Below are 20,113 nucleotides of genomic sequence, written 5' to 3' on the forward strand. Positions count from 1 at the left end.
ATCCACCATGAACACCGAACGCCTCAAGATCTTCGCCGCCAAGAACGGCATCTTCCTCGCCCTCATCGTGCTCATCGCCGTCTTCTCGATCCTGCGGCCGAACTTCTTCTCCTTCGCGAACGGGCAGAGCATCCTGCTGCAGGCTGCGGAGCTCGGCCTCATCGCGATCCCGGCGGCCTTCCTCATCATGTCGGGGACGATCGACCTCTCCGTCGGCTCCGTGGCGTCGGTGGCGGCCATCACCGGCGGCCTGACCATGAGCGGCACCGGATCGACCCTGCTCGGCTTCGCGGTGGCCATCGGCACCGGCGTCGTGGCCGGTGCGCTCAACGGCTTCCTCGTCGCGTATCTGCGGCTCAACTCCTTCGTCGTCACGCTCGGCGCCCTCAGCGTGTGGGGCGGCCTGGCCTTGCTGCTCTCCGACGGACGCACGATCCCGCGCGCCGAACTGCCCGAGGCGTTCCGCGCGATCGGCACGCTGAAGCTCGGCCCGGTCCCGATCCAGATCGTCGCGCTGCTCATCGTCATCGCGCTGGGCTGGTACGTGCTCAACCACACGACCTTCGGCAAGTCGGTGAAGGCGATCGGCGGCAACGAGCGAGCCGCGCGGCTCATGGGCGTGAACGTGCAGCGCTCCCGCTTCCTGCTCTTCGTGGCGACCGGCGGCTTCGCCGCCCTCGCGGGGCTGTTCCTCTCGGCGAAGGTGCAGTCGGCGAACCCCAACATCGGCTCCGGGCTCGAACTCGAAGTGCTCACCGTCGTGCTGCTCGGCGGCGTCGCCTTCGAGGGCGGCGTCGGCCGCATCAGCGGCGTCGTGGCGGGCCTGCTGTTCTTCCGCGTGCTCCGGGCGGGGCTCGTGTTCATGCAGGCCTCGCCGTTCCTGCAGACGATCCTCGTCGGCGCGACGCTCATCGTCGCGGTGGCCCTCGACAGCTCGATCCAGCGCATGATCCGCAGCTCGTGGGCGCGGCTCGGACGCAAGGCCGTCGCCGAGGACCCCTCCGAGCGGCAGGCCGCGCCGGCCGGGTAGCCCTGCCGGGAGCCCGCCCCGCTCGGGCCGCACCGCACCGCACCGAGCACCGTGAGCGCGCCGGGGCTCCGGCGCGTCCCCGGCGCGGCGTCGCCGCTATCCCGCCAGCACCTCGACCCCGGTGCCGTCGCCGCGCATGCGCACGCTCAGGCTCCGGTAGTCACCGGTGAAGCCGGCGATCACCTCCACCTCTCCGACGGCCTCGCCGAACTCGGGACTGTCGATGTCGTCCTCGGAGGAGCGCCCGAGCGAGAAGAGCGCGTCGTCCACGCCCTCCGCGCCGGCCTCCTCGGCCGCCGAACGCAGCGCCGGCCAGATCGCGGACCAGTTCACCTCTCCGAGCGCGAACTGCTCGCCCTCGGTGCGGGGCTGGATCGTGGCCGGTCCCTCGCGCTCGACCACGCCGCGGCGATACATCCAGGAGTCGGTCTCGATCGCCCCCGGCTGCACGGGCGCGTCGACGCGGACGAAGTCGGCCGAGACGGACACGTCCACCACGCGGTCGTGCCCGATCTCGGCGGCGAGACTGCGCAGCGCCTCGTCCAGCGCCTCCCCCTCGCGCAGATCCGCGTGCAGCCGCCCCTCGGGGAGCGCCGCGATGGTCTGGGCGAGCGCCGCACGATAGGGCAGCAGGACGGCCGAGGCGGCGAGCGCGAAGCAGACCGCGAAGAGCAGGAAGCGCAGCGGGCGTCCGCGCCGCCCCACGCCGAGCAGCGGCTTCCGCCGCGTCCCATCCGCCCGCAGCGCCCCCGGCTCCGGCCGCAGCAGGGGCCCCGCCTCCGATGCGGGCGGGATCCCGCCTGCGGCGGCCCTCGCGGCCGCGACCCCTCCGTTCGCCTCGTCGAGCAGCGCGATGTCCGGCTGTCCGTCCGCGAGCTGCGCGACCGGCAGCACCGCCCCCACCTGGAAGCGGGGAATCTGCACCAGCGGCACGATCTGCCGCAGCGCGAGCCGGTACGCCGCCCCGGCGGCGGGCTGCACGGTGAGCTCGAGCTCGCACACGGGCTGCTCGTTGATCTGGGTGCCCGTCTGCCGCAGCACGTCGACACGCGCGAGTCCCGTGCGGCCCGCCGCGACGGCCGCGCGCACCGCCTCGGGATCGGCGCCGCCCATTCCGCGCGTCGAACGCCCGATCAGCACGAGGGTGCCCGCGAGGATCGCCAGCGTGAGCCCCACGGGAAAGGCCCACGCGGCAGCGCCCGGAGGCCCCACCAGGTTGGCGACGATCCCGCCGCAGACGATTCCCAGGGCAGCGAAGAAGACGATACGCAACATCGTCCAGCAGTGTAGCGGCCGCGCGGCCCCGCCGCCCCGGGGGCGGCGCCGGACCGGGGCAGCGGGGTAAGCTGGGGGCCATGGCAGAAACGGACAGCCACGACCCCGCCGTGCTGAGCTACGAGCAGGCGCGGGACGAGCTGGTGCAGGTGGTGGGCCGCCTCGAACAGGGCGGCACCACGCTCGAGGAGTCGCTGCAGCTGTGGGAGCGCGGCGAGGCCCTCGCCGCGCGATGCGAGGAGTGGCTGATCGGGGCGCGTCAGCGGCTGGAGGCCGCGCGGCAGGGATCCGCCGATCAGGCCTCAGGCGCGACGAGCGAGGTCGAAGCGTAGCCCATGGCGAAGCAGCAGAAGCGACCGGTCGTCGTCGCCGAGCTCGGCAGGCCCGAGACCCCGGCCGAGACCGCAGCGCGCAAGGCGCACGACAGCCGCATGTACCGGCAGCGCAAGACCGTCAACAACCTCGTGTTCTCGCTCCTCGTGAGCCTCGCGGTGGTGCTCATCATGGTCCTCGTCGTGCCCCGCGGCACCGACACCTTCTCGGAGCACTCCGTCGACGTGCAGCAGCTCGCCGCCGAGGCGGCGCCGAGCGCGGGGCGCAAGCTCGCCGCACCCGAGGTGCCGGCCGAGTGGAAGGCGAAGTCCGCGGGGCTCCGCCAGGGCGACGGTGTCACCTGGTGGCAGATCAACTACACCACGGTCGACCCCGCCACGGGCGCGCAGGCCTATGCGGCGGTCGCGCAGGCCTTCACCGCCGACGGCTCGCCCGTACCCGAGGCCTGGGTCTCGCAGCAGCTCGAGAAGCAGGCGCCCACGGGGACCGAGCGGCTCGGCGGGCTCGACTGGGTCGTGTACGACCATCCCGACCGCAACCCCGACGAGAGCAACATGCTCTTCGGGATGCAGAGCGAGTGGGAGGGCGACACGATCCTCGTCTACGGCACCGACAGCCCCGCAACCCTCCGCGTGCTGGCGACGCACCTCGCCGGCTCGCTCGACGCCACGAAGGAGCAGTGATGACCGCACCCCGGATCACCCCGCAGCAGGCTTGGGACGCGTTCGCGGCCGGCAACGAGAGATTCGTCACCGGAGCCTCGGCCCACCCCAACCAGGACGTGGAACGACGATCCGAGCTGGTCAATGCGCAGTCCCCCGATGTGGCCCTGTTCGGCTGCTCCGACTCGCGCCTCGCCGCCGAGATCATCTTCGACTGCGGCCTCGGCGACCTGTTCATCGCCCGCAACATGGGGCACGTGGTCGCGGAGTCGATCGTGGCGTCGATGGAGTACGCCGTGACCGCGCTCGGCTCGGCGCTCATCGTCGTGCTCGCACACGACTCGTGCGGCGCCGTCGCGGCCGCGATCGACCAGACCGGCCGCGATCCGCAGCAGACCACCGATTCGGTGCGCAACACGCTGGCCCCGATCCAGCCCGCGGTCCAGCAGCTCTGGCTCCGCGAGCACACCGACACCCCCTACGCCGACCCGGCGCGGATCGACGCGAACGCCGTCGGCCGCATCCACCTCGCCGCCACCGTCAACGAGCTGCTGCGCAGCTCGCGCGCGATCAGCGACGCGGTCGACGCCGGCCGCCTCGCGATCGTGGGCTGCCAGTACCGCCTGACCGAGGGGCGCGCCGTGCCCTACACCGTCGTCGGCCCCGTCGAGCTCGAGCTCGCCCCGCTCGACTGAGCGATCCCGAACCTCCCCAGCCTGCCGCGAACGCGCGCCTGCGAGCGACCGCGGATCCACCCCCGACACGAAGGAAGACTGTGAGCGACATCGAGTACCGCATCGAGCACGACACCATGGGTGAGGTGCGCGTTCCGAAGAACGCGCTCTACGCCGCGCAGACGCAGCGCGCCGTCGAGAACTTCCCGATCTCGGGCACGGGCCTGGAGCCCGCCCAGATCGTCGCGCTGGCCCGCATCAAGCGCGCCGCCGCCATCGCCAACAAGGAGCTCGGGATCCTCGACGCCGCGATCGCGGACGCCATCGTGGCAGCCGCGGACGAGGTCATCGGGGGCGACCACCACGAGCAGTTCCCGGTGGACACCTACCAGACCGGCTCGGGCACCTCCTCGAACATGAACATGAACGAGGTGCTGGCGACGCTCGCCACGAAGCACCTCGGCGCGCCGGTCCACCCCAACGACCACGTGAACGCCTCGCAGTCCTCGAACGACGTCTTCCCGACCTCGGTGCACATCGCCGTCACCGGCGCGCTCATCGAGCAGCTGAAGCCCGCACTGGAGCACCTCGCCGAGGCCTTCGAGGCGAAGGCCGAGCTGTGGAAGACCGCCGTCAAGTCGGGCCGCACGCACCTCATGGACGCCACCCCCGTCACCCTCGGCCAGGAGTTCGGCGGCTTCGCCGCGCAGATCCGCTACGGCATCGAGCGGATCGAGGCGGCGCTGCCCCGCGTCGCGGAGGTCCCGCAGGGCGGCACCGCCGTCGGCACCGGGATCAACACCCCGATCGGCTTCCCCGAGAAGGTCATCGCCGAGATCGCCGCGTCGAGCGGCCTGCCCATCACGGAGGCGCGCAACCACTTCGAGGCGCAGGCGAACCGCGACGGCCTCGTCGAGGCCTCGGGCGCGCTGCGCACCATCGCCGTGTCGCTCACCAAGATCAACAACGACATCCGCTGGATGGGCTCCGGCCCCAACACGGGTCTCGCCGAGCTGCACATCCCCGATCTGCAGCCGGGATCTTCGATCATGCCGGGCAAGGTCAACCCGGTCGTGCCCGAGGCCGTGCTGATGGTGTGCGCGCGCGTCATCGGCAACGACGCGACGATCGCGTGGGCGGGCGCCTCGGGCTCCTTCGAGCTCAACGTGCAGATCCCGGTGATGGGCACCGCACTGCTCGAGTCGATCCGCCTCCTCGCGAACGCCTCGCGCGTGCTCGCCGACAAGACCGTCGCCGGGCTCGAGGCGAATCTGGACCGGGCGGCGGCGCTCGCGGGCATGAGCCCCTCGACCGTCACCCCGCTCAACCGCCTCATCGGCTACGAGGCCGCGGCGAAGATCGCGAAGCACTCCGTCGCCAAGGGCATCACCGTCCGCGAGGCCGTGATCGACCTCGGCTACGTGGAGCGCGGCGAGGTCACCGAGGCGGATCTGGACCAGGCACTCGACCTGCTCTCGATGACGCACCCGGGCGTCGCGAAGTAGGCGGCTCCGGCGCGGGACAGCGCGGAACGGGGGCCCGGGATCGTGCGATCCCGGGCCCCCGTTCGCGTGCACGGCCCGGCTGCCGCTGCGGCCGGGTCGCACCGGCCCCCGCTACGGGGTGTCGAGGAGCTCGGTGACGAGCGCCGCGATCTCGCTGCGCTCGGAGCGGGTGAGGGTGACGTGCCCGAAGAGGCGGTGCCCCTTCAGCTTCTCGATGACCGCGGCGATGCCGTCGTAGCGGCCCACCCGCAGATTGTCGCGCTGCGCGACGTCGTGCGTAAGCACCACGCGGGAGTTCTGGCCGATGCGCGAGAGCATGGTGAGCAGCACGCCGCGCTCCAGCGACTGCGCCTCGTCGACGATCACGAAGGCGTCGTGCAGCGAGCGTCCCCGGATGTGCGTCAGCGGCAGCACCTCGATGAGATCCCGCGCGATCACCTCGTCGAGCACGTTCTCCGAGACGATCGAGCCGAGGGTGTCGAAGACGGCCTGCGCCCACGGTCCCATCTTCTCGTCGCGATCACCCGGCAGGTAGCCGAGTTCCTGCCCGCCCACCGCGTAGAGCGGCCGGAACACCATGATCTTGCGGTGCTGCCGCCGTTCGAGCACGGCCTCCAGCCCGGCCGCGAGCGCGAGCGCCGACTTGCCGGTGCCCGCGCTGCCCCCGAGCGAGACGATGCCCACCTGCGGGTCGAGCAGCAGATCGATCGCGAGCCGCTGCTCGGCGCTGCGCCCGGTCAGGCCGAACACCTCGCGGTCCCCGCGCACCAGGTGCAGGGAGTCCGGTCCGTCGACGCGACCCAGGGCCGAGCCCCGCGGGGAGGTGAGCACGAGTCCCGTGCCGCGGGGGTGCCCCGATACGGCGTCGACGCCGTCGAGTCGCTCCTCCTCCCACAGGAGCCGCATCTGCTCCTCGTCGAGATCGAGGCCGGCGGTGCCCGTGTAGGCGTCGTCGTGGGCCTGCTCCGCCCGGTACTCCTCGGAGCCGAGTCCCAGAGCGGCGGCCTTCAGCCGCATGGGGAGGTCCTTCGACACGACGACGACGTCGAGGCCCTCGGAGGCGAGGTTCTGCGCGACGGCGAGAATGCGGGTGTCGTTATCGCCGAGCCGCATCCCGCTCGGCAGCACCTCGGCGTTGCTGTGGTTGAGTTCCACGCGCACGGTGCCGCCGGCCTCGCCCACCGGAACCGGGAAGTCGAGGCGGAGGTGCGTGCGGCGCAGCTCGTCGAGGATGCGCAGGGCACGGCGGGCGAAGTAGCCGATCTCGGGATCGTGACGCTTCTTCTCCAGCTCGACGACCACCACCACGGGCAGCACGACCGAGTGCTCGGCGAAGCGGAACAGCGCGGATGGATCGCTCAGCAGGACCGAGGTGTCGAGGACGAAGGTGCGCTGGCGCTGCTCTGCGAGCGGATCGGCGGCGCAGTGATCCGCGACGAGCGGGACGGCGACGGCGGCGTCTGCGAGGCCGGAATCGACGGCGGGAGCCGCTGGCTGGACGGTTTCGGGGTGCTGGATCTCGGCCACGTCGGCTCCTTCTGGCCCGGGGCTGATCGCCCCGGCTCAGCGACGGAGGCCTGCGGCTGCGAGGCGGCTGGGCCTCTATCGACCGGGCACCCTGCCCGGTGACTCACACGGTACGCCCGGCTTCGCCGAGCGCGCACCCCGACACGCGCTCGATCGTGTGAACGATTCGTGACCGAGCGGTGACGAGGTGGCCCGGAAAGGGGCAGTATCCTAGAGTCTCGGGAGGAAGGGCGGAGCCGCACGCGCGCGAACCCCACCGGCCCGGTGGGAGCGGAACGCTCGCGAGCCCTGTTCGCGGCGCCCCGCCCCTCAGCACTTTCCCCTGCATCCTGTCCCACCCGAAAGGAACCCGATGTTCTTCACCCAGCGCCGCGCCCGCGCGGCCATGATCGCCGGCGTGGCCTCCGCCGCGCTGCTGCTCACCTCGTGCGCGGACGGCGGATCCGGCAACGGCGGCGGCACCGACTCCGGCAGCGCCGAGGGTCCGCACTTCATCTACATCACGAGCGACCCGATCGGGCAGAACGAGTTCCTCAAGTCGGGCAAGACCGGCATCGAGAACGTCGCCGAGGAGTTCGACGGCACCCAGGAGACCTACGAGTCGAAGGACGACGCGCAGCGCCGCCAGAACGTCGAGGCCGCGATCTCCAAGGCGCCCGAGGTGATCGTGATGCTCGGCTTCCAGTTCCAGGACATCGCCGCCGAGCTCGCCGAGCAGAACCCGCAGCAGAAGTTCCTGCTCATCGACGCCGCCAGCGAGAACGCCCCCGAGAACCTCTACCAGGCGACCTTCCGCGAGCAGGAGCCCTCCTACCTGCTCGGCGTCGAGGCGGGCATGCTCACCGAGGCGAACAAGGTCGGCTCGGTCATCTCCCTCGACATCCCGCTGCTCCAGAAGTACTCGGGCGGCTTCGCCGAGGGCGCCAAGAGCGCCAACCCCGAGGTCGACACGGTCGCGCCGCAGGTCATCGGCGGCGACAACCCCTTCGCCGACACCGCTCGCGCGAAGGAGCAGGCGATCGCCTTCGCCGGCACCGGCGTCGACCAGGTCTTCGCCGTGGGCGCCGCCGCGAACGGCGGCATCATGGAAGCGGCCGCCGAGAAGGGCTTCTCCGCATACGGCGTCGACGCGAACCAGTGCCCGATGGCTCCCGGCTCCGTGGTCGACGGCACCATCAAGGCGGTCGACAAGGTCGTGGAGACCGTCGTGGGCGAGATCATGGAGGGCAAGACCTCTGCCGAGGCCACGAGCTCCTTCGGCCTCAAGGAGGAGGGCATGACGATCGTCAGCCTCACCGAGGGCGCGGCCGACTCGCAGTGCACCGTCATGGATCACCCCGATGTGCTGGAGAAGGTCGAGCAGACCCGCGACGACATCGTCAGCGGCAAGATCGAGGTCACCGACCCGACCGCCTAAGAGGTCACGCGGCAGCGGCTGTGCGCGGGGCGGGCGAGAGCACCGTCCCACGCACACCCGCTGCTTCCGCCGCGGCGCGCGCCGCACCCACCCCAGCCCCGCCGCACACCCCAACAGAAGGAGCCACGATGGTCGCAGAGGTCTCGATGCGGGGCATCACGAAACGCTTCCCCGGGGTGCTCGCCGACGACGACGTCGACTTCGAGGTGGCGAGCGGCGAGATCCACGCCCTCATGGGCGAGAACGGCGCCGGCAAGTCGATCCTGATGTCGATCCTCGCCGGCGTCTACCGGCCCGACGCTGGCGAGATCCGCATCCGCGGCGAGCAGCGCGAGTTCACCTCCCCGCTCGACGCGATCGACGCCGGCATCGGCATGGTCTTCCAGTCCTTCAAGCTCTTCCCCTCCCTCACCATCGCCGAGAACGTCGTGTTCCGCAGTGAACCGACCCGTCGCGGCCTCATCGACCGACGCGAGGCGAATCGCCGTGTCGCCGAGATCGCCGAGCGCTACGGCCTCGCGATCGACCCCACGGCCCGCGTCGATTCCGTCCCCGTCGGGGTGCTCCAGCGCGTCGAGATCGTGAAGGCGCTCTACCGCAACGCCCGGGTGCTCATCCTCGACGAGCCCACCGCGGTGCTCACGCCGCAGGAGACCGAGCGCCTCTTCGAGGTGCTGCGTGCGCTCAAGGCCGACGGCCGCACCATCATCCTCATCACCCACAAGCTGAACGAGGTCATGTCGATCTCGGACCGGGTCACCGTGCTGCGGGACGGGCGCAACGTCGCGAGCCTCGTCACCGCCGAGAGCTCCCCCGCAGAGATCACCCGCCACATGACCGGCCGCGATGTCGACCTCACCACGCCGCCGCCGGCACGCGAACCGGGCGAGGTGGTGCTCGAGGTGCGGGGGCTCAGCGTGCCCGGCTCGGACGACCGCGACGCGGTGTCCGCCGCGAGCCTGTTCGTGCGCTCCGGCGAGGTCGTCGGGATCGCGGGCGTGGCCGGCAACGGCCAGGTCGAGCTCGCCGAGGCCGTGATCGGCATGCGCCGCAGCAGCGCCGGCAGCGTCTCGGTGCGGGGGCGGGATCTCAGCCGCACCTCGATCGCGCAGCGCCGCGACGGCGGCATCGCCTACATTCCCGAGGACCGCCACGCGGTCGGCAGCGCGGGCAGCGCCGACGCCGTCGACAACCTCGCGCTCGGCCACCACCGGCACGCGCCGCTGCTGCAGCGCGGCCTGCTCTCGCGGGGCGCCATGCTCGAGCACGCGAAGCGTCTCATCGCGCGCTTCGGCGTGAAGATCGCGAGCCCCGCCACCCCGGTGGGCACGCTCTCGGGTGGCAATCTGCAGAAGGTGGTCGTCGCCCGTGAGCTCGACTACAACTCGCCGCTGCTCATCGCCGAGCAGCCCACGCGCGGCGTCGACATCGGCGCGATCGAGTCCATCCACCGCGAGCTGTGCGAGTACCGGGACGGCGGCGGCGCGCTGCTGCTGATCTCGGCGGAGCTGAGCGAGATCCTGTCGCTCTCCTCCCGCATCCTGGTGATGTTCGAGGGGCGCATCGTCGCCGAGGTGCCCCGGGACGAGGCGGACGAGGCACTGCTCGGCCTCTACATGGCCGGGCACGAGCCCGAGGAGCGTCACCGTCCGGGTGCCTTCGCCGCGGCGCTGCGTGCGGAGCTCGGGGCGGCCGCGACGGAGGCGGGGAACGACCCGGCCGCCAGGCAGGACCCCGGAGCTTCCGGGCAGAAGGAGGTCGCGCGGTGAGCGCTCTGCAGAGATTCGGCCGGTGGCTCGCCGGACCGATCCCCGTGTCGGTCGTGCTCGCGCTGCTCATCGGTGCGTGCTTCATGCTCATCGCGGGGGTCGACCCGCTGAGCGGATACGCCGCCATGCTCAACGGCTCCTTCGGCAGCGGCCCGGGCCTCGCGAACACCCTGCAGCGCGCGATCCCCATCATCGGGATCGGGATCGCCATCGCGATCGCCTTCCGCGCTGGCGTGCTCAACCTCGGCACCGAGGGGCAGGCCGGTCTGGGCGCCCTCGCCGGCGGGATCGTCGCGATCTACGTGCCCGGCCCCGCCGCGCTCATCCTCCTGCTCGCGATCGTCACCGCGATCGCGGTGGGCGCCGCCTGGGGGCTGATCGCGGCCGTGCTGCAGAACCTGCTCGGCGTGCCGATCCTGCTCTCCACGCTGCTGCTCAACTACCCGGCGCGCTACTTCTCATCCTGGCTGATCCGCTTCCGCCTCGACGAGCCCACTTCGGACCTCGTCGCGAGCGCGCAGATCCGGCCCGAGGTGCAGCTCTCCATGCTCGTGGGCCGCGACTCGACGCTCGCGGACACGCTGCGCGGGACCCTCGGCCCCACGCACCCGCTGACCGCGGTGCTCACGAGCGTCAACTGGTCGCTCGTGGTCCTCGTCGTGATCCTCGTCGCGGTCGTCTTCATGAACCGCCGCACCCGCTACGGCTTCGAGTCGGGACTGAGCGGCCAGAACGCCGAGTTCGTGCGATACGGCGGCGTCAAGCCCGGGCCGCTCGTACTGCGCACCATGACCCTCTCCGGGGGCATCGCGGGCCTCTTCGGCCTGCTGCTCACCGTCGGCGCCCCCAACACGCGCCTCATCGAGGGCTACTTCGTGCAGACGAACTACGCCTGGACGGCGCTGCTCGTCACCCTGCTGGCGCTCTACCGGCCCGTCGGGATCGTGATCGCCGGGCTGTTCTTCGCCGCGATCATGGTCGGCAGCGACGCCCTGGGCCGCGAGCTCGGGCTGTCGCCGCAGATCGCGGCCGTCATCCAGGCGCTCGTCATCATCCTGCTCGCCTTCCGGGTCGCCTGGCCGCGATTCAGGCGGCGCGGTCGCGGGGCTGCCGGAGTCGCCGAGGCGGAACCGCCGCTCGACGAACCCCCCGTGGAGCACTCCCCCCTGACCGCCGCGCACGCGCCCGAGCCGCTCGGCGCCGGCGTGACCGACCCCGCGTCCGCGACCGCCGCCGAGCCGAAGGAGTCCGGGCGATGAACTTCCTCGACCTGTTCGACCAGGATCTGCTCTCCTCGGTGCTGCGCTCGCTGATCCCGATCCTGCTCGCCGCCCTCGGCGGCATGCTCGCGGAGCGCGTCGGCATCTTCAACATCGGCCTCGAGGGCATGATCCTCATCGGCGCCTTCTGCGGCGTCGCGGCCTCGTTCTTCACCCACAACTGGGTGGCCGGCGTGCTCGTCGCCACCGTCTCCGGGGCGCTGTTCTCGCTGATCCTCGGCTACGGGGCGGTGTATCGCCGGGGCGATCCGATCGTGCTGGCGATCGCGATGAACATCCTCGCGGTGGGCATGACGAGCTTCCTGCTCGTGGCGATCTTCAACGTGCAGGGCGTGTTCCAGGATCCCGGCATCGACGGGATCCCGGTGTGGCGGATCCCCGTCCTCGCAGACATCCCCGTGATCGGCGCGTTCTTCGCGCTGACCCCCCTCGGCTACCTGGCCCTGCTGCTCGTGCCGGCGCTGTGGGTCGTGCTCTTCCGCACCCCGCTCGGGCTGCGGCTGCGCGGCGTGGGCGAGCGGCCGCTCGCCGCGGCGACCATGGGCGTCAATCCGCAGCGCACCCAGCTCGGCGCGGTCATCGCCTCCGGCGCGCTCGCCGGGCTCGGCGGCGCGCAGCTGGCGCTCGGCAACGTGGTGCAGTTCACCGAGAACATGTCGGCCGGCCGCGGCTGGATCGCAGTCGTCGCGGTGATGCTGGCCCGGGCGCACCCCGTCGGCGTGCTCGCGGCGGCGCTGCTCTTCGGCTTCGCCGACGCCATCGGCTTCCGCCTCCAGTCCTTCGGCCTGCCCCAGCAGCTCACCGACGCCGGACCCTACGTGCTCACGCTGCTCGTCCTGATCCTCGTGAGCCGCCGCTTCCGCAAGACGCGCGAGGCGGCGCTGGCGTGACGGACGCGGGAGCCGAGCGCCCCGGGCCAGGGGCGGCGCTGCCCCCGGAGGCGGCGCGCTGGGCCGAGCGCCTCGGACTCGAACCCCTGGAGCACGAGGGCGGGCTCTTCCGCCGCATGCACCTCGACGAGCACTCGAGCGCGATCGTCTACCTGCTCGCCGACCCCGACTTCTCCGCGCTGCACGTGCTCGACGCGGCCGAGGTCTACCACTGGTACGCGGGGTCCCCCCTCCGCCTGCTCCTGCTGCACCCCGACGGCCGTGCCGAGGAGCGCGTGCTCGGCCCGGACGCGGACGCCGGACAGCTCCCGCAGCTCGTGGTGCCCGCCGGCGTGATGCAGGGCTCCTCCCCGCAGGGCGCGTGGACGCTCCTCGGCACGACCATGGCGCCGCCGTTCCGGTGGGAGGGCTTCGAGCTGGGCGAGCGGGCGGCGCTGCAGGCCCGCTATCCCGAGGCCGCGGAACGCATCGCCGCGCTCACCCGCGGCTGATCCGGCTTGCGGCCGAGCTCGGGCTCACGGCCGAACTGCCCCGTCAGCGCGAGCACCAGGATCAGCGCCCCGATCACGATCCAGCCGGCCACGCCCGCGACCGTGACCAGCTCGGGCCGGATCGTCTCTCCCGCCGCCGCGAACCACACGATCATCCCGCCCGTGCCATTGAGCGCACCGTGACCCACGACGGCCGGCCAGACCGAAGCCGAGCGCAGCCGCAGCCAGCCGAAGACGATGCCCAGGAACACGCAGTTCACGGTCATGAGCGCGACACCGCGCCAGTCCGTCAGTCCGTAGTTGTGGCCGAGCAGCGTGAGCGGGGCGTGCCAGAGGCCCCAGATCGCGCCGCTGAGCAGCAGCGCCGGCCACACCCCCAGCGGCCGCAGGGCGGGCAGCAGCCACCCGCGCCAGCCGAGCTCCTCGCCGAGGCCGAGGATCGAGTTCGGGATCAGGGCGAGCACGGGGAAGAGGGCGAGCTGGACGCCGACGAGCACCCAGGGATCCGGCAGCAGGGATGCGTCGACCCCGGGTGGCAGCGCGGCGGCGTTGGCCTGCGCGAACCCCGAGAGGCCCGCCACGTCGAGCCGCACCCAGCCGAAGAGGCCGGCGAGCGCCGTGGCGAGGAGCCCCACCAGCAGCGGAGCGAAGAGCGCCGCAACCGTGAACCACACCACGCGCTTCGCGGGGCGCAGCGGCCACATGCCGAGGAAGCGCAGGCGCTCGCGCCGCGGCACCCGCATCACGAAGGTGACCGCCAGCGCGGCGATCGCGGGCGTGCACATCATCACCATCGCCAGCAGGCCGAAGACGAGCGTGAAGCTCTGCGTGCCGCGATCCATGGTCCACAGCGGCAGCGCCACCAGCCAGGCAAGGCCGAAGGCGAGCACCACGAACAGCGCCACCGCCGGCCAGGGCACGCCTCCGGCGGGCCGATCGGCGCGGCCGGCCACGCAGAATCGCCGCTCGCCGCTCACGCGGCACGCTCCCGCTCGCCGGCCAGGGCGGCGGCCGCGAGCCGCGGGGTGGATCCGTCGCTCGACGCGGGGACGGGCACTGGTGTGGGTCCGAGTGCGACGGGCGGAGCGCCGCCGCCCACGAGCGCGGCGAGCGCGGCCGGGCCGATGCCGAGACCGGCGGCCCGCTCGACGAGCCGCGACACCTCCTCGCGCAGCTCGGTGAACCCGGCGGCCCGCTCGGTGACGACGGCGCCGCGGCGGCGTTTCAACTCGACGAGCCCCTCGTCCCGCAGCTGCTGGTAGGCACGAAGCACGGTGTGCACATTGACTCCGAGGCCCGCCGCGAGCTCGCGAGCGGGCGACAGTGCCGTTCCCGGGCCGATGCTGCCGGCCGCGATGTCGGCCCGCACCGAATCGGCGATCTGCGCGTAGATCGCCCGCTCGCTCGCCCCGTCCACTCGCACCAGCATGTCAATAACCCTACACGAGCTAGAACTATCCGCCTCACCCCGGGCAGAGCCCCGGGCCCCGCCGGGCGCTTCACACGCTGAGTCCGCCCATTCCCGCCGAGTCCGCACTCCTCGGCAGCACGGAACAGTGCGGGCTCGGCGGAAGTGCACGGACTCGGCGGAACGGGGTCCGGGCCGGAGGATTGGGGACGGCCGGGGGCCGAGAGGGGGTCAGAAGGCGGCGATGCCGGTGAGCTCGCGGCCGATCACGAGCTGGTGCACCTCGTCGGTGCCCTCGTAGGTGCGCACCGACTCCAGATTGGCCATGTGGCGCATCACCGGGAAGTCGGAGGTGATGCCGTCGCCGCCGAGGATCGCGCGAGCGGCGCCCGCGATCTTGATCGCCTCGCGCACGTTGTTGAGCTTGCCGACGGAGATCTGGCCGTACGTCAGCGTCCCCGCGTCCTTCTGCCGCCCGAGGTGCAGCGCGAGCAGCAGCCCCTTCTCGTACTCGAGGAACATATCGGCGAGCTTCGCCTGGATGATCTGCTTGCCGCCGATGGGCGTGCCGAAGACCTCGCGCGTCTGCGCCCGCTCCACCGCCACCTCGAGGCAGGAGCGCGCCGCGCCCATCACGCCCCAGGCGATGCCGTAGCGGGCCTCGTTCAGGCACTTGAACGGCGCCGACAGGCCCTTCGCCCCCGGCAGGATCGCGTCGGCCGGCAGCCGCACATCGACGAGCTCGATCTCGGTCTGCAGCGAGGCGCGCATCGAGAGCTTGTTCTCGATCGCCGTCGCCGTGAAGCCGGGAGTCTCCGTCGGGACGACGAAGCCGCGCACGATCCCCTCCTCGTCCTTCGCCCAGATCACGCCCAGCTGCGCGATCGTCGCGAGGCCGATCCAGCGCTTCGTGCCGTTCAGCACCCACTCGTCGCCCTCGCGGCGCGCCGTTGTGAGCATCGTGTTCGGGTCCGAGCCGCCCTGCGGCTCCGTGAGGCCGAAGAAGCCGATCGCCTCGCCGCGGCCCATCGCGGGCAGCCAGCGCTGCTTCTGCTCCTCCGAGCCGAACTTGTAGATGGCGCCCATCGCGAGCGAGCCCTGCACGGAGAGCGCCGTGCGGAAGCCCGAGTCGACCGCCTCGAACTCCATCGCCACGAGACCGTAGGCGACGGACGAGGCCCCCTTCAGGCCGTAGCCGTGCATGTACATGCCGAAGGCGCCGAACTCGCCCACCTCGGGCAGCAGCTCCACGGGCAGGCGGCGGTCCTCGAAGGCCTGGTCGATGACGGGGCGGATGCGCGTCTGCGCGAACTCCCGCGCCCGCAGCTGCCACTCGCGCTCCTCCTCGGTGACGAAGTCGGCGACGTCGAAGAGCCGGTCGATGGTGGTGGTCATGGCGGTCCTTTCGCGGAGGCGAGGATGGGGTTCGGGGTGAGGGATGGGGTGCGAGCGAGCTCCGGATCGCCCGGGGCTCGGGCGCTGCTGCGGCTGCTCGTCGCGCTTCAGCGCGGCAGCCAGCTCGCGTCCTGATGCTCGCCCACGCCCGGCGGCGGGGCCGCGTAGCGGGCCGGGGTCGCCGAGAGGAAGACGGGGTTCGCGACCGAGCGCAGCGTGTGCCGCTCGCCGTCGGGGCCGAGCGCCGCGGTCTCGGCGACGGGCTCCAGCCCCAGCGTCTCGGCGAGCTCGATCGCCTGGGCGATGGTGTTGACGCGGCCGGCGGGGATGTTCGCGTCGGTGAAGGCCTCGATCCACTCGGCGGCCGGACGCGTCCGCAGCCGCTCCGCCAGGGCCGCGCGCAGCTCGGAGCGGTGGGCGACGCGCTGCGGATTCGTGGCGAAGCGCTCGTCCGCGGCGAGCCCGGGGACGCCGAGCACCTCGCAGAGCCGCGCGAACTGCCCGTCGGTGCCGACGGCGAGCGCGACCGGCTGGTCGGCGGCGTCGAGCGTCTCGTAGGGGGAGATCGAGGGGTGCGCGTTGCCCATGCGGCCGGGAGCGACCCCGGTCTCCAGGGTCGAGGAGGCCTGATTCGCGAGCGCGGAGAGCAGGGAACCGAGCAGGGTGACCTTGACGTGCTGGCCGCGGCCGCTGCCGCTCATGTCCGCGCCGCCGTCGCGCGCACGCAGCGCGGCCTGGATCCCGATCACCGCGTTCAGCCCGGTGAGGATGTCCACGAGCGCGACGCCCACCTTCGTCGGCTCGCCGCCGGCCGCGTCGCTCTGGCCCGTGATGCTCATCAGCCCGCCGACCGCCTGCACGAGCAGGTCGTAGCCGGGCAGATCGCGGCCGGCAGCGTCGCCGAAGCCCGAGATCGAGCAGTACACGACTCCGGGGTTCTCGGCGGAGAGCGTCTCGTAGCCGAGGCCGAAGCGCTCCATCGTGCCGGGCTTGAAGTTCTCGATCACGACGTCGGCGGTGCGGGCGAGTTCGGCGGCGCGGGCGAGGCCCTCGGGCGTCCGCAGATCGCAGACGACGGAGCGCTTGCCGCGGTTCACCCCCGCGAAGTAGGTGCTCTGCCCCACGGCGTTCACCGGCGGTGACCACTGCCGCGTGCCGTCGCCCTCGGGGCTCTCGATCTTGATCACATCGGCGCCGAGATCGGCGAGGATCATGGTCGCGTGCGGCCCGGCCAGCACCCGTGAGAAGTCGGCGACGCGGATCCCGCGCAGGGCTCCGCCGCTCGCGGTCGATGCGGCTCGGTCGTTCACGGCGCCCCTCTCGTCTCGTGCCCGGGGCGATCCGCAGCGCGCTCGCCCGCTCCGCCAGTCTACGTTCGCGGGGACCTCCCCCACTCGCGGGATTGCATAGTGGCAAAGCTTGCACCTGTGCAAAAATTGCTTATGGCCTTGCTCTCCCAGCTGCTCAACCTGCCCGATCTGGGGCTTCGCCTCGTGCAGGCCGGGCCGGGCGACCCCGAGATCAGCTGGAGCTCGACCACGGAGCTGCTCGACCTCGGTGCCTACCTGGAGGGCGGCGAGATCATCCTCACCACTGGCCTCGCGCTCGCCGAGGACGACCCGCGCTGGCGGGACTTCGTCGCGAGCCTCAGCCGCGCCCGCGTCGCCGCGATCGGCTTCGGGATCGGCGTCAATCACGCGCGCATCCCGCCGCCCCTCAGCCGCGCCGCGAGCGAGTACCGGGTGGCGCTCTTCGAGATCCCGCTGCCCGTGCCGTTCATCGCGGTGACGAAGGCGATCGCGGCCCTGCTGCGCTCCGACGAGCTGCGAGCTGCGCGGGCGGCGCTGCAGGCGCAGCAACGGCTGCTCGACGGGGCGCGCAGCGACCGGGACCCGGCGGAGGTGCTGGCGAGCATCGCCCAGGCCACGGGGAAGCAGCTCGCGGTGGTGGGGTCCGACGGCAGCACCCTCGCGAGCACCGGCGGCTTCGCGGCGGCGCAGCGCGCCGACGGCGCCGAGTACATCGAGCTCGACCCGGCCGGGGCCCTGCGGCTCGCCGTCGCGGGAGGGGCCCCGGCCACGCCCGAGGGCAGCGCGGTGATCGCTGCAGGGTCGATGGTGCTGGGGCTCGGCCTGCGCAGCGACCACGCCGACACGGCCCGCGAGCGCGGACGCTGGGGCCGGCTCACCGCGGCGCTGCTCGGGGGAGAGGTCTCGCCCGGTGCGGTCGCGATCCTGGACCCCGAGCTGCGCCTGCCCGAGCGCCTGCGCGCGGTCGCCGTGCAGGGCACCGCGGAGGACGTCGGCGAGTGGCGGCGGCGGCCGCGCACCGGCCTCGACCGGCTGATCGCCGCCGAGGAGGAGCCGCCGGCGCCCGGCCTCGCCCGCGCCTGGCAGCTCGCGGCGGATGAGCCAGAGGCGCTGGAGCGCCTGCTCGCTGTCGCTGCCGCCCACGGCCTCGACGTCGTGGTCGGCAGGCCGGCCACGCCCGCGGAGCTGCCCCTGAGCCGCCGTTCGGCCGCCTCCCGCGTCAGCGAGCTGTCGACGACCGCCCCGCTCTACGCCGCTCCGCGCGTGCCCGAGACGGTGTGGGCGGATCGGGACGCTCCGCTGCTGGAGGCGCTGCTCGCGGTGGAGCGGGCGGGGAGGGCCGCGCCGGATCCGGCGGCGCTCGTCCCGGAGGGCGCGACGCTCAGCTCGGCCGTGCTGGGGCCGCTCTCGCTGCGGGAGACCCGGCGTATCCCGGAGCCGGATGGGGAGGCCGAGCAGCCCGCGGCCGCGCCCCTCACGGCGGCGGAACGCGAGACCCTGCGCGAGACGCTGCGGGCCGTGTTCGAAGCCGACGGTCAGCGCGGCCCCGCGGCCACGAGGCTCGGGATCCACCGCAACACGCTGCGCGACCGCCTCTCGCGCATCGAACGCCTGACGGGGCGCTCGCTCGGCAGCGCGGACGACCGCTCCGAGCTGTGGCTGGCGCTGCGGCTCGAGGAGCTGGGCCGGTAGCGGCACGCGGCCGGACGGCCGGACGAGCGAGGGGCGAGCCCGGCGAGCGGGAGACGGCGACGGCCCCGCGAGCGGGGGGCGGGCCGAGCCCGGCGAGCGGGGGCGGCCCGCGCCGCTCAGCGCTTCGGCACGGGCGACCCGAGCCACAGCAGCAGGATGAACACCGCGGTCACCGCGACCGCGAGGAGGAGCAGCGCGAGCCAGGGATGCCCCAGCACCCACGCCAGCACCCGCTCCGGGAAGCGCCTCGGCGCCTCGCCGCCCGAGCCCAGCCGCCAGCGCCGCGGGAGCATCCCGCGGCGGTCGATGACCAGCTCGAACGGCAGCGTCGCGAACGGCACCACCGCGCTCGCCAGGCCCAGCACGCCCCAGGAGAACCGCCAGCGGGCGTCCACCCACACCAGCACCGTCACCACGCAGTAGCTGAGGAACACGAAGCCGTGGATCCCACCGGCGGGCGTCACCCAGGCTTCGCTCACGCCGCTCGCGCGCAGGATCAGCGCGGCGATCAGCCCCGCCCAGGTGAGCAGTTCGGCGAAGGCGAAGATGCGGAACAGGCGGCGAGGCGTCATGGCTCCACCGTATCGGGCGCCTCCTGCGATCCCGCCGGGCGGCTCCCCCGCCCCGCGCTAGGGTGGGGGCATGGCGGGACGGGATCGCAGCTACGAGCGGGACGGCGTGCGCATGGCCTTCACCGACACCCCGGGCCCCGGTGGCTGCACCTTCGTGCTGATCCACGGCATCGGCATGGGCCGCGTCGTGTTCTCCGGCGTGGGTGAGCGGCTGGCCGGGCGAGGCCGCGTGCTCGCCCCCGACCTGCCCGGATTCGGCGACTCCCCCGAACCCGGCACGCGGACCAGCCTCGAGGACAGCGCCCGCTTCATCGCCCGCTTCATCCGCGAGGAGGCGCGCGAGCCCGTCGTGCTCGTGGGACACTCGATGGGCACCCAGATCGCGGCCGAGGTGGCGCTCCGTCAGCCCGAGCTCGTGCGCGGGCTCGTGCTCATCGCCCCGACCGTCAACCGCCGTGAGCGCAGCGCGATCCGGCAGGCGCTGCGGATGGTCCAGGACACCGCAGGCGAAGGGCCCAAAGTGCTGCTCACGGGGCTCGCGGAGTACGTGAAGACGAGCCCCGCGTGGTTCCTCAACAAGCTGCGATTCATGCTGGCGCACCGCCTCGAGGACATCTGCCCCCGCATCGGCACCCCCGCCCTCGTGCTGCGGGGCGAAACCGACCGGGTCTGTCCCCGAGACTGGACGGGCGAGATCGCCGCCGCGCTCCCGCACGGGCGCATGCTCGAGATCCCGGGACGCGGTCACGAAGCGATCATCAAGAGCCCCGAGCCGGTCGCCTCGATGATCCTGGAGTTCACCGACGAGCTCGACGCCACCGAGCAGTCGCGGCACCGGGATGGCGGCACCGGCCGGTAGCGCACTGCGCGGCGACGCGAGCGC

The 20,113-nt window shown here is 72.6% G+C and carries 19 protein-coding genes; 12 read left to right on the forward strand and 7 right to left on the reverse strand.

Translation table 11 applies throughout. The features are described 5' to 3' along the window. The first annotated feature begins 7 nt into the window (after positions 1-7). Positions 8-1,030 carry an ABC transporter permease gene (locus B4915_RS00450; protein ID WP_105803912.1) on the forward strand — a complete coding sequence of 341 codons (1,023 nt, stop codon included), beginning with the start codon at positions 8-10 and terminating at the stop codon, positions 1,028-1,030. A 96-nt stretch (positions 1,031-1,126) separates the two neighbouring features. Here B4915_RS00450 and B4915_RS00455 read toward each other — a convergent pair whose 3' ends face one another. Beyond that, positions 1,127-2,305 (reverse strand): hypothetical protein, encoded by a 1,179-nt coding sequence (locus B4915_RS00455; RefSeq protein ID WP_146119977.1) that lies wholly within the window; start codon positions 2,303-2,305, stop codon positions 1,127-1,129. An 80-nt stretch (positions 2,306-2,385) separates the two neighbouring features. Between B4915_RS00455 and B4915_RS00460 the strand changes: the two genes are divergently transcribed. The 4 genes from B4915_RS00460 (at position 2,386) to B4915_RS00475 (ending at position 5,479) form a co-directional block, all read left to right on the forward strand. After that, complete coding sequence (locus B4915_RS00460; protein WP_105803910.1) at positions 2,386-2,637, forward strand: exodeoxyribonuclease VII small subunit; 252 nt, start codon at positions 2,386-2,388, stop codon at positions 2,635-2,637. Between the two features lie 3 nt (positions 2,638-2,640). Continuing rightward, positions 2,641-3,321, forward strand: a complete 681-nt coding sequence (locus tag B4915_RS00465; RefSeq protein ID WP_105803909.1) for a DUF4245 family protein — start codon at positions 2,641-2,643, stop codon at positions 3,319-3,321. Beyond that, positions 3,321-3,995 carry a carbonic anhydrase gene (locus tag B4915_RS00470; RefSeq protein ID WP_105803908.1) on the forward strand — a complete coding sequence of 225 codons (675 nt, stop codon included), beginning with the start codon at positions 3,321-3,323 and terminating at the stop codon, positions 3,993-3,995. The genes B4915_RS00465 and B4915_RS00470 overlap by 1 nt, the downstream gene beginning before the upstream one ends. A gap of 80 nt (positions 3,996-4,075) precedes the next feature. Beyond that, positions 4,076-5,479, forward strand: coding sequence for a class II fumarate hydratase (locus tag B4915_RS00475; protein ID WP_105803907.1), 1,404 nt, complete (start codon positions 4,076-4,078; stop codon positions 5,477-5,479). Positions 5,480-5,590: 111 nt separating this feature from the next. Here B4915_RS00475 and phoH2 read toward each other — a convergent pair whose 3' ends face one another. Continuing rightward, positions 5,591-7,006, reverse strand: a complete 1,416-nt coding sequence (gene phoH2, locus B4915_RS00480; RefSeq protein ID WP_245907262.1) for an RNA 5'-3' helicase PhoH2 — start codon at positions 7,004-7,006, stop codon at positions 5,591-5,593. Between the two features lie 352 nt (positions 7,007-7,358). On the opposite strand from phoH2, the gene B4915_RS00485 reads away from it, so the two are divergent. The 5 genes from B4915_RS00485 to B4915_RS00505 all read left to right on the forward strand — a co-directional run bounded on the left by B4915_RS00485 (position 7,359) and on the right by B4915_RS00505 (position 12,853). Further along, entirely contained in the window at positions 7,359-8,423 is a 1,065-nt protein-coding gene (locus B4915_RS00485; RefSeq protein WP_105803906.1) for a BMP family ABC transporter substrate-binding protein, read from the forward strand. A 128-nt stretch (positions 8,424-8,551) separates the two neighbouring features. Continuing rightward, positions 8,552-10,192: an ABC transporter ATP-binding protein gene (locus tag B4915_RS00490; protein WP_105803905.1), complete on the forward strand. Its 1,641-nt coding sequence runs from the start codon at positions 8,552-8,554 to the stop codon at positions 10,190-10,192. Further along, entirely contained in the window at positions 10,189-11,451 is a 1,263-nt protein-coding gene (locus tag B4915_RS00495; protein ID WP_105803904.1) for an ABC transporter permease, read from the forward strand. The genes B4915_RS00490 and B4915_RS00495 overlap by 4 nt, the downstream gene beginning before the upstream one ends. Beyond that, entirely contained in the window at positions 11,448-12,362 is a 915-nt protein-coding gene (locus B4915_RS00500) for an ABC transporter permease (protein ID WP_105803903.1), read from the forward strand. The genes B4915_RS00495 and B4915_RS00500 overlap by 4 nt, the downstream gene beginning before the upstream one ends. Further along, positions 12,359-12,853: a cupin domain-containing protein gene (locus B4915_RS00505; protein WP_105803902.1), complete on the forward strand. Its 495-nt coding sequence runs from the start codon at positions 12,359-12,361 to the stop codon at positions 12,851-12,853. Before B4915_RS00500 ends, B4915_RS00505 begins: the two co-directional genes overlap by 4 nt. On the opposite strand, the gene B4915_RS00510 is transcribed toward B4915_RS00505, so the two are convergent. The 4 genes from B4915_RS00510 to B4915_RS00525 all read right to left on the reverse strand — a co-directional run bounded on the left by B4915_RS00510 (position 12,808) and on the right by B4915_RS00525 (position 16,966). Continuing rightward, on the reverse strand, positions 12,808-13,830 hold the full coding sequence (locus tag B4915_RS00510; protein ID WP_245907261.1) for a CPBP family intramembrane glutamic endopeptidase: 1,023 nt from the start codon (positions 13,828-13,830) through the stop codon (positions 12,808-12,810). The two genes, B4915_RS00505 and B4915_RS00510, sit on opposite strands and share 46 nt — an antisense overlap. Further along, the gene (locus B4915_RS00515; protein ID WP_105803900.1) at positions 13,827-14,282 is read right to left on the reverse strand and encodes a GntR family transcriptional regulator; all 456 of its coding nucleotides are present in this window, start codon (positions 14,280-14,282) and stop codon (positions 13,827-13,829) included. The genes B4915_RS00510 and B4915_RS00515 overlap by 4 nt, the downstream gene beginning before the upstream one ends. Positions 14,283-14,492: 210 nt before the next feature. Then, positions 14,493-15,656 (reverse strand): acyl-CoA dehydrogenase family protein, encoded by a 1,164-nt coding sequence (locus B4915_RS00520; protein ID WP_105803899.1) that lies wholly within the window; start codon positions 15,654-15,656, stop codon positions 14,493-14,495. Between the two features lie 107 nt (positions 15,657-15,763). Further along, positions 15,764-16,966 (reverse strand): CaiB/BaiF CoA transferase family protein, encoded by a 1,203-nt coding sequence (locus B4915_RS00525; protein ID WP_105803898.1) that lies wholly within the window; start codon positions 16,964-16,966, stop codon positions 15,764-15,766. Positions 16,967-17,098: 132 nt separating this feature from the next. Here B4915_RS00525 and B4915_RS00530 point away from each other — a divergent pair, with 132 nt between their 5' ends. Further along, entirely contained in the window at positions 17,099-18,658 is a 1,560-nt protein-coding gene (locus B4915_RS00530) for a PucR family transcriptional regulator ligand-binding domain-containing protein (protein ID WP_105803897.1), read from the forward strand. A 116-nt stretch (positions 18,659-18,774) separates the two neighbouring features. Here the strand turns inward: B4915_RS00530 and B4915_RS00535 are convergent, their stop codons facing one another. After that, complete coding sequence (locus B4915_RS00535; RefSeq protein WP_105803896.1) at positions 18,775-19,230, reverse strand: DUF3817 domain-containing protein; 456 nt, start codon at positions 19,228-19,230, stop codon at positions 18,775-18,777. 70 nt (positions 19,231-19,300) lie between these two features. Here B4915_RS00535 and B4915_RS00540 point away from each other — a divergent pair, with 70 nt between their 5' ends. Continuing rightward, a complete protein-coding gene (locus B4915_RS00540; protein ID WP_105803895.1) occupies positions 19,301-20,089 on the forward strand; it encodes an alpha/beta fold hydrolase in 789 nt (262 codons plus the stop codon). The last annotated feature ends 24 nt before the right edge of the window (positions 20,090-20,113 follow it).

This window comes from Leucobacter massiliensis (assembly GCF_002982315.1).
GTDB classification, from domain to species: Bacteria; Actinomycetota; Actinomycetes; order Actinomycetales; family Microbacteriaceae; genus Leucobacter; species Leucobacter massiliensis.

What these genes read in the sequence shown, in the direction of transcription:
- B4915_RS00530 (WP_105803897.1), top strand. Translation starts at nt 17,099, where the DNA reads ATGGCCTTGCTCTCCCAGCTGCTCAACCTGCCCGATCTGGGGCTTCGC.
- B4915_RS00515 (WP_105803900.1), bottom strand. Translation starts at nt 14,282, where the DNA reads ATGCTGGTGCGAGTGGACGGGGCGAGCGAGCGGGCGATCTACGCGCAG.
- B4915_RS00540 (WP_105803895.1), top strand. Translation starts at nt 19,301, where the DNA reads ATGGCGGGACGGGATCGCAGCTACGAGCGGGACGGCGTGCGCATGGCC.
- B4915_RS00535 (WP_105803896.1), bottom strand. Translation starts at nt 19,230, where the DNA reads ATGACGCCTCGCCGCCTGTTCCGCATCTTCGCCTTCGCCGAACTGCTC.
- B4915_RS00520 (WP_105803899.1), bottom strand. Translation starts at nt 15,656, where the DNA reads ATGACCACCACCATCGACCGGCTCTTCGACGTCGCCGACTTCGTCACC.
- B4915_RS00455 (WP_146119977.1), bottom strand. Translation starts at nt 2,305, where the DNA reads ATGTTGCGTATCGTCTTCTTCGCTGCCCTGGGAATCGTCTGCGGCGGG.
- B4915_RS00460 (WP_105803910.1), top strand. Translation starts at nt 2,386, where the DNA reads ATGGCAGAAACGGACAGCCACGACCCCGCCGTGCTGAGCTACGAGCAG.
- B4915_RS00485 (WP_105803906.1), top strand. Translation starts at nt 7,359, where the DNA reads ATGTTCTTCACCCAGCGCCGCGCCCGCGCGGCCATGATCGCCGGCGTG.
- B4915_RS00490 (WP_105803905.1), top strand. Translation starts at nt 8,552, where the DNA reads ATGGTCGCAGAGGTCTCGATGCGGGGCATCACGAAACGCTTCCCCGGG.
- B4915_RS00500 (WP_105803903.1), top strand. Translation starts at nt 11,448, where the DNA reads ATGAACTTCCTCGACCTGTTCGACCAGGATCTGCTCTCCTCGGTGCTG.
- B4915_RS00470 (WP_105803908.1), top strand. Translation starts at nt 3,321, where the DNA reads ATGACCGCACCCCGGATCACCCCGCAGCAGGCTTGGGACGCGTTCGCG.
- B4915_RS00465 (WP_105803909.1), top strand. Translation starts at nt 2,641, where the DNA reads ATGGCGAAGCAGCAGAAGCGACCGGTCGTCGTCGCCGAGCTCGGCAGG.
- B4915_RS00450 (WP_105803912.1), top strand. Translation starts at nt 8, where the DNA reads ATGAACACCGAACGCCTCAAGATCTTCGCCGCCAAGAACGGCATCTTC.